At 60.8% G+C, this 4,706-nt stretch carries 6 protein-coding genes; 1 reads left to right on the forward strand and 5 read right to left on the reverse strand.

Annotated elements, in window-relative coordinates; translation table 11 throughout:
* Positions 1 to 475: 475 nt before the first annotated feature.
* From VIM98_RS13555 to VIM98_RS13570, 4 genes are all read right to left on the reverse strand, one after another.
* Complete coding sequence (locus VIM98_RS13555; RefSeq protein ID WP_331993646.1) at positions 476 to 703, reverse strand: hypothetical protein; 228 nt, start codon at positions 701 to 703, stop codon at positions 476 to 478.
* A 124-nt stretch (positions 704 to 827) separates the two neighbouring features.
* Entirely contained in the window at positions 828 to 1,250 is a 423-nt protein-coding gene (locus VIM98_RS13560) for a cupin domain-containing protein (RefSeq protein ID WP_331993647.1), read from the reverse strand.
* A 107-nt stretch (positions 1,251 to 1,357) separates the two neighbouring features.
* Positions 1,358 to 2,104 carry a glucose 1-dehydrogenase gene (locus tag VIM98_RS13565; protein ID WP_331993648.1) on the reverse strand — a complete coding sequence of 249 codons (747 nt, stop codon included), beginning with the start codon at positions 2,102 to 2,104 and terminating at the stop codon, positions 1,358 to 1,360.
* A gap of 157 nt (positions 2,105 to 2,261) precedes the next feature.
* Positions 2,262 to 3,008 carry a glucose 1-dehydrogenase gene (locus VIM98_RS13570; RefSeq protein WP_331993649.1) on the reverse strand — a complete coding sequence of 249 codons (747 nt, stop codon included), beginning with the start codon at positions 3,006 to 3,008 and terminating at the stop codon, positions 2,262 to 2,264.
* 96 nt (positions 3,009 to 3,104) lie between these two features.
* On the opposite strand from VIM98_RS13570, the gene VIM98_RS13575 reads away from it, so the two are divergent.
* Positions 3,105 to 3,479, forward strand: coding sequence for a winged helix-turn-helix domain-containing protein (locus VIM98_RS13575; RefSeq protein ID WP_331993650.1), 375 nt, complete (start codon positions 3,105 to 3,107; stop codon positions 3,477 to 3,479).
* On the opposite strand, the gene VIM98_RS13580 is transcribed toward VIM98_RS13575, so the two are convergent.
* Positions 3,476 to 4,390, reverse strand: coding sequence for a DMT family transporter (locus tag VIM98_RS13580; RefSeq protein WP_331993651.1), 915 nt, complete (start codon positions 4,388 to 4,390; stop codon positions 3,476 to 3,478). The two genes, VIM98_RS13575 and VIM98_RS13580, sit on opposite strands and share 4 nt — an antisense overlap.
* Between the last annotated feature and the right edge of the window lie 316 nt (positions 4,391 to 4,706).

Raw genomic sequence — 4,706 nt, forward strand, 5'->3', positions numbered from 1 at the left:
CCACCGCCGTTATGGCGCGGCTATCTACAGTTTGCGTAACACGCGCTGCCTCGGACGTATCGAGGTCGGCAAGCGCGGTGCTTTGCGATGCGGAAGTCTGTGCCATACCGATCACCGGCAACGCGGCCAGGGCCGCGGCGATCGATGCAGCAATCACAAGCTCGTTTCTCATGACTCACTCCTTGGAAATCCAATGAAAAAAGCGAGGCCCCCTGTGATGTGCGGTATTTCGCGATGTACTTAAGTCGCCACCTCCCCAGTGGTGTACTCAATGTCTTTCGAATGCGTGCGCCATGCCGATACGATTTCGCGCGCGCCCCTATCTCCGGTGATTGCGCCGGAGGCTATCGATCATGCGCCTGCATGGTTGAGGCCGTCCAGGGATTTGGACGGCTATCGCGCAAAAAAAACCGTATCGATGTTGAAACAGTGAGCGCGAATGTGAATTTGGACGTCCAAATGAAATCGCATGTATTTACGCCTGCGCAACCGATTGTCGCAATAACATACGATCGATCGTTTTGGCCGGTCGCGTGGCCATATCGATGACTTCGATGCCCGATACATCGCGAATCCAGCGCGCAGGTCGTTTTTCGCGAGGTACGATCAGGCGATACGGGTGACTCTTGCCCAGGGCTGGCCATCCTCGCTGACGACCGGGATGACCTCTGTCATTGCCGAAGCCTGCATCGAGTTCGGCCACGCAGTGCCTCACCGTTGGGTGCGGTCTGTTCTATGCACTCTGCAAGGCGACGCCCCCGTGCGCAGGGGGCCTCATTGTATGCGGCGATTGCCGCAAGATACCGCGATCCTGTCGCCAGGAAGGGCTATTTCACCGGCTCGGCCAAGGGCTTGCCCTTATCGACGATCCAGGTAGACAGCGCCGTGCCGCCATCGGTGCCCGGCGCGGCGATAAGGCTGTGCACCGCGCCGCGCGCATTGAAGAAATGATCGCCGGCCTTCAATACCTGGTCCGGCTGGCCTTGCGTCTTCAGGATCAAGTTGCCCCTGAGTACATAACCCGATTCATCGCCAGCATGGCGATGCCAGCCGATGACAGAACCCGCTGGCAATTCAGCCGTACCGATCACGATTTCCTTGCCTGTCACGCCGCTCTGGTCGTGGCGATCGAGCACGGTCCGTTTGGCTTGCGGGACATTGGGCGAAGCATCTTGCGCATAAGCGCACGACATCGCGGCGGCGAAGGCAAACGGGATCAGGCAAAGCGAGACACGACGCGCGTTCGACATGGGGACATCCTCGGCCAAAAGAGACGACGTTCGGCCATGGTAGCTGCACGCCCTCGCGATATCGAACTCGACCTTCGCAGGGGGCGATACGGCAGTGAGAATGTCGATCAGCGCCTGCCGCCGCTGGCGTAAAGCTGCTCGCCGGTCATCCAGTACGAATCGCTCGATGCGAGGAAGACCGCGACAGAGGCGATATCGCCGGGTTGGCCGATGCGGCCCAGAGGCGATTCGGCCGCCGCGCGCGCGCCGAACGCCGAATCGACCAGATCGGCGGCATGCGCGCCTTCGGTTTCGACCACGCCGGGATTCAAGGCGTTGACGCGAATGTTCCGAGGGCCCAGTTCCTGGGCAAGTACGCCAGTGATCGCATTCAGTGCGCCCTTGGTGCCTGCGTAGACGGCGCTGTTGGCGGGCATGCGGCGGGCGATCAGCGAGCCGATATTGATAATGCTGCCGCCGTCGCTCATGTGCTTCGTCGCTGCCTGGGTGATCAGCAACAAGCCCAGCACATTGATATTGAATTGCTTGTGGTAGTGCTCCTCGGTGATGCCACCGAGCGGTGCGAACTCGTAGATGCCGGCGTTGTTCACCAGCACGTCGAGCCGGCCGTAGTGCTCGATCGCGGCATCGATCAGTGCCTGCGCCTCGACCGCCTTGGATACGTCGGCCTTGATGGCGACGGCCTTGCCGCCAGCGGCGACGATGGCATTCACCACCGCATCGGCGCCTGCTTTGCTGGATGCGTAGTTGACAACGACGGCCGCGCCTTCGGCAGCCAGGGATGTGGCAATGGCCGCACCGATGCCTTTCGAGGCGCCAGTGACGACGGCGACTTTATTGACGAGTTTGTTCATGGTTCTCCAGGTCCTTTGGGAATGGACGACATTCGCATCGTGCGAGGCTCTGGTTATGCACGCTTGGCTTGCATGTAGTCAAGCTCTTATGCGTCGAGGATTGTTGCACACGCGAAGCGCGCGGTACGTTGCCGCGCGCTTCGAACCTGGGCAAGGCTTAGCGCATGCCGCCACCGGCATAGAAGCGCTCGCCGGATAGCCAGTATGAATCGCTGGAAGCCAGGAACACGGCGATCGAGGCGATATCGCCCGGCTGACCGATGCGGCCAAGAGGGGTCTGCGCCACGGCGTGATCGTTGAACTCCGAACCGATAAAGCCAGCGGCGTGCGTACCTTCCGTTTCGACCATGCCCGGATTGAGCGCATTGACGCGAATCTTGCGCGCACCGAGTTCCTGCGCCAGCACGCCAGTGATCGCATCGACCGCACCCTTGGTGGCGGTATAAACCGCACTACCCGGAGGCACCAGACGCGTTACCAACGAGCCGACATTGATGACGCTGCCACCTTCTCCCATATGCTTGGCCGCGGCCTGGGTGGTCAGCAGTAGACCCAGCACGTTGACGTTGAACTGCTTGTGGTAGTGCTCCTCGGTGATCGCTTCGAGCGGCGCGAATTCATACACGCCCGAATTGTTCACCAGCACGTCCAGTCGGCCGAACTGCTTGACCGCCGCATCGACCAGGCCCTGCGCTTCGGCCGCCTTGGACACGTCGCCCTTGACCGCGACAGCCTTGCCGCCGGCGGCGACGATAGCGTCCACCACGGCGTCCGCACCGGCCTTGCTGGACGCATAATTCACCACCACCGACGCGCCTTCGGCAGCCAGGGCTTTGGCGATGGCCGCACCGATACCTTTCGATGCGCCGGTAACGACGGCGACCTTTCCTGCGAGCTTGCTCATGACGTTGGATCCTCGGTATGAAGGAGCTCTTAACTCCAATAGTTCGTAACATATGAACTATGGAACTAACAGTCAAGGGGCGCTAGAATTTGCGTCATGAGGCCATTGATTCACCCAGCGATCGAGGACATTACCGTGGAGGGCATCCTGCACGCGTTGTCCGATCCCGTACGTGCTCAGATCTATATCCAGCTGGCAGGGGCCGGATGCACGTTCAACTGTTCCAATTTCCTGCAAGTCAGCGACAAGACGATCCCGAAGTCCACGCTTTCCCAGCATTTTCGCGCCCTGCGCGAAGCCGGGCTCATCCGTAGCGAGCGGCATGGTGTGGAGATGCAGAACACCAGTCGTTGTGGCGAGATCGAGCAGCGGTTTCCCGGCTTGCTGGCGGCCATCGTCAAGGCACACCAACTGCAGTACACAGAGCGTAATCGCGCTACCAAAAAGAAGGCCAAGGCCCGCGCCGACTAACGGTGGGCTCGGGCGCAGCCGACGACGCCGACGACCAGGCAGGCGATTGCGAGGATTTCCATCGTGCCCGGCCAGCGCTGCTCATAGATGAAGACATAGAGCAGGGCAAACAGCGTTTCGAAGACGATCATCTGTCCGACCAGGGTCAGTGGGAGCAGCCGGCTGGCGCGATTCCAACAGGCATTACCGACTACGGATGCCAGCAGAGCGACGATGAAGGTCAGGCCCCAAAAGTGCATCCATGCGACAGGAGCGTGCTCGGACGGAGGCAGAAAAGCCGGTACGGCCAAGCCCAGTGCCAGTAATCCGGTGACCATGCCGGTGAGCAACGACCAGTCATGCGCGGAAAGATCGGGCCGACGCTGTAGCCAGCGACCGTTCCAGATGGAATAGACAGTCCAGCACGTCAGGGCGCCGAAGGCGCATAGCAGACCGATGCTGCGCGCACCGACATCGCGTTGTGCGGTGTCGGTGCGCAAGGACGCCATACCCACGAGCACCACGCCGGTCAGGCAAAGCAGCAACGGCCAGCGCAAGGCACGTAAGGGCACGGCGCCTGTTTCGAACGAGCCGAACACGGTTACCGCAACAGGCAAGAGCCCGACAATCAGCGATGCTGCCGCGCCTCCGGCCATCTGTACCGCACGCGCCAGCAAGATGTAGTAAACGATATTGCCGAGCAGGCTAAGGCCCACCAGGGCCCACCATTCGCGCCGCGTCAGGCGTGCGGCAAGCCTGCGCCAGCGCGGCAGCAACAACAGCATCGCTATTGCGCCATAGACCAGGTAACGCGCGGCGGAAAGTTGTATCGGCGCAAAGCCTTCGAGCACACGCGGTGCAAGGAACACCAGGCCCCAACAAGAGCCCGCTGCTATGCCGTTACCCAATCCGGCGATCGTTTGACGTTTCATGCAAGTCGTTTGCTGTTGTCGTGGCGCCCAGCATGACGATCTGGCCGGCGGATGTCTTGACCGAGGCTCTTGCCGAAATCCAGCGAAACACAAAGCGCTTGGCCGCGACATAAAGCCAGGCGCCCCTTCCGCTGTTTTTCAGGGGCGTCGTGTACCCGCGGCGGATGCCGCTATGTCAGGGAACCTCTAAAAACCTCTCAATCGCCCGAATATAGCGAAAGCGGATCCTATCGTTGTGGGAGCGACTTCAGTCGCGACAAGGACTTGCGATAAGGCACGATCGTCGCGACGAAAGTCGCTCCCACAGAAGAGCCAG

Source organism: Dyella sp., assembly GCF_036568765.1.
Taxonomy (GTDB): Bacteria; Pseudomonadota; Gammaproteobacteria; order Xanthomonadales; family Rhodanobacteraceae; genus GSA-30.

Coding starts and splice junctions, on each gene's coding strand:
- VIM98_RS13560 (WP_331993647.1), bottom strand. CDS start 1,250: ATGTCGAACGCGCGTCGTGTCTCGCTTTGCCTGATCCCGTTTGCCTTC.
- VIM98_RS13565 (WP_331993648.1), bottom strand. CDS start 2,104: ATGAACAAACTCGTCAATAAAGTCGCCGTCGTCACTGGCGCCTCGAAA.
- VIM98_RS13570 (WP_331993649.1), bottom strand. CDS start 3,008: ATGAGCAAGCTCGCAGGAAAGGTCGCCGTCGTTACCGGCGCATCGAAA.
- VIM98_RS13575 (WP_331993650.1), top strand. CDS start 3,105: ATGAGGCCATTGATTCACCCAGCGATCGAGGACATTACCGTGGAGGGC.
- VIM98_RS13580 (WP_331993651.1), bottom strand. CDS start 4,390: ATGAAACGTCAAACGATCGCCGGATTGGGTAACGGCATAGCAGCGGGC.